The sequence below is a fragment of the Pseudarthrobacter sp. MDT3-1 genome (genome assembly GCF_054510755.1).
This window is the reverse complement of the sequence record NZ_JBTNDX010000068.1, coordinates 1-2,095: the sequence shown is the minus strand read 5'-3', so window position 1 is coordinate 2,095 and position 2,095 is coordinate 1. Positions and strand designations below refer to the sequence as shown.

Genomic DNA, 2,095 nt, shown 5'->3' with positions numbered 1-2,095 from the left:
CTGAAGACGTGGGTGTAGAAGCGCTCGGCCCGGTCAAGGTCGGTGACGAATAGTACGGCGTGGTTCAGCCGGACGGGGGAGACTGGCATCGGAGGTAATTCTTCCTCGGTATGGGGGCCACAAGTGTGACGGGAGCCGGCCAGAATGAAGGCTGGCCGGCTCCCGGGGAAATGCGGTGCTGCGGAGTTGGGTTGACGGCTGGGTTAGGCCTGGACGGCGAAGCCGCCGGTCCAGGCGATCTTCTCGCCGGCCGCGAGGGCGATCTGAAGGAAGCCCTTTGCCTCCAGCTCACGTGCCCGTCGCAGTGAGCCGGCATCAATGGCGCGCAGGCCGCCGGCAGTGATGACCTCCGCGAGCCGGGATTTCGCGTCGGCGTCGTCCCCGGCGATCAGCACAGTGGTGGGTTGCCCGGCGATCTCGCCCGCGGCCAGGGTGGCCGCGAAGGTGGTGTTGAAGGCCTTCACCACGTGGGAGTTCGGTAGCGCGGCCTGGATTTCGGCAGCGGCCGAGGAATCAGCCGGCACGGTCAGGGAGTCGAAGGTTTCAAAGTTCAACGGGTTGGTGATGTCCACGATGATCTTGCCGGCGAGCTGGCCAGCACGTTGGGCCAGGATCTCCTGCACGGCGGGGTAGGGAACGGCCAGGACGACAATCTCACCGGTGACCGCCTGGGCAGTGTCCTCGCTGCCGAGGACCTGGACGGTGTTGCCGCCCTTTTCAACGATGCCGGCGATGGCCGTGCCCATGTTGCCCGTTCCGAGGATGCTTACAGTGGTCATAACGGTCTCCTTCGTTTCGAACCCCAGTTGATTGAGGCTTCAACTAAATAGTAGCGGCTAAGGTTAGTTGTCGCAACAACAAACTTCGGAGAGAATGGAGCCATGGAAACGAACTGGCTTACAAAAGACGAATTGGCTGCCTGGGTGCGGCTGTATACGGTGGTCGAGCTGCTGCCCAATGTGTTGGACTCCCAGCTGCGCCGTGACGCGGACCTGACCAGTTTTGAGTACTACGTGCTCGCGATGCTCTCCGAAGCCCCTGACCGGACCCTGCGAATGACCGCCCTGGCGGCCCGGACCAGCGCCACGCTGCCCCGCCTGTCCCACGTCGTCAAGCGGCTCGAGGCGCGCGGTCTAATGGAGCGCTTTCCCTGCCCCGAGGACCGGCGTGCAACCAACGCCCGCATCACCGATGATGGATGGCGCAAAATCCTGGAAGCCGCGCCGGGCCATGTGGCAAACGTCCGCAGTCACGTCATTGACGCGCTCACTCCCGAACAGCTCGGCCAGCTCCGGGGGATCGCCGATGCCCTCCTGGGGAGGCTGGATCCTGATGCGGCTATGGCGCCCCTCTATCGCCGTCATGACGTGACTGCATGAGCCCCCTCGCCAGTCCCGCTCAGAAAATACTGCGCACAGTCGACAAATTAGTTGACGCAACAACCATTTACTCTTAGAGTGGTACTTGAAACATCAACTAAACTTCCGAAGGCCGGGCTTGAACCGCCCCCTTCAGGAAGCCAAGACAAAAGGAACGATCCCATGACTTCTCCGGTCTATCCCGCTGCCACGCAGTCCAATCTCGCCCGTACAGTCCTGCGCCTGGCCGTGGGCGTTGTCTTCTTTGCCCACGGCTGGCAGAAGATCTTTGAATACACCATCCCGGGCACGCAGGCCGCTTTCGTTCAGATGGGGGTACCGGCTGCTCAGCTGGTTGCTCCCGCCATCGGCGTTCTGGAACTCCTTGGGGGCGCCGCCATCATTCTTGGCGTACTGGTCCGCCCAGTGGCCGCCCTCCTGGCACTGGACATGCTCGGCGCCCTGTTCCTGGTCCACGCGCCGGCCGGCATCTTCGCTGACAAAGGCGGATACGAACTCGTGCTCGTCCTCGCGGCCGGCGCGGCAGCCCTCGCCATCGTCGGGGCAGGCCGGTTCTCCATCGACGCCCTGGTCTTCGGCCGCAGCCAGAACCGCACTATCGCAGCCCTGGCCTAAGCAGCAGGCAGCCTCAAGACAAAGCACGGCGCCCGGAACCCGCACAAACGGGTGCCGGGCGCCGTTCTTGGTTACCGACTCGATCGGATGATTCTGAGCGT

General features: G+C 63.4%; 3 protein-coding genes. 2 read left to right on the top strand and 1 reads right to left on the bottom strand.

The window, feature by feature from the left end; all coding sequences use genetic code 11:
• Positions 1-203 precede the first annotated feature (203 nt).
• Positions 204-779: an NADPH-dependent F420 reductase gene (locus ACX80X_RS21105; protein ID WP_459313307.1), complete on the bottom strand. Its 576-nt coding sequence runs from the start codon at positions 777-779 to the stop codon at positions 204-206.
• A gap of 102 nt (positions 780-881) precedes the next feature.
• Here ACX80X_RS21105 and ACX80X_RS21100 point away from each other — a divergent pair, with 102 nt between their 5' ends.
• The gene (locus ACX80X_RS21100) at positions 882-1,379 is read left to right on the top strand and encodes a MarR family winged helix-turn-helix transcriptional regulator (protein ID WP_252613721.1); all 498 of its coding nucleotides are present in this window, start codon (positions 882-884) and stop codon (positions 1,377-1,379) included.
• A 162-nt stretch (positions 1,380-1,541) separates the two neighbouring features.
• Positions 1,542-1,994 carry a DoxX family protein gene (locus tag ACX80X_RS21095; RefSeq protein ID WP_252613722.1) on the top strand — a complete coding sequence of 151 codons (453 nt, stop codon included), beginning with the start codon at positions 1,542-1,544 and terminating at the stop codon, positions 1,992-1,994.
• Positions 1,995-2,095: the final 101 nt, after the last annotated feature.

What these genes read in the sequence shown, in the direction of transcription:
- ACX80X_RS21100 (WP_252613721.1), top strand. Translation starts at nt 882, where the DNA reads ATGGAAACGAACTGGCTTACAAAAGACGAATTGGCTGCCTGGGTGCGG.
- ACX80X_RS21105 (WP_459313307.1), bottom strand. Translation starts at nt 779, where the DNA reads ATGACCACTGTAAGCATCCTCGGAACGGGCAACATGGGCACGGCCATC.
- ACX80X_RS21095 (WP_252613722.1), top strand. Translation starts at nt 1,542, where the DNA reads ATGACTTCTCCGGTCTATCCCGCTGCCACGCAGTCCAATCTCGCCCGT.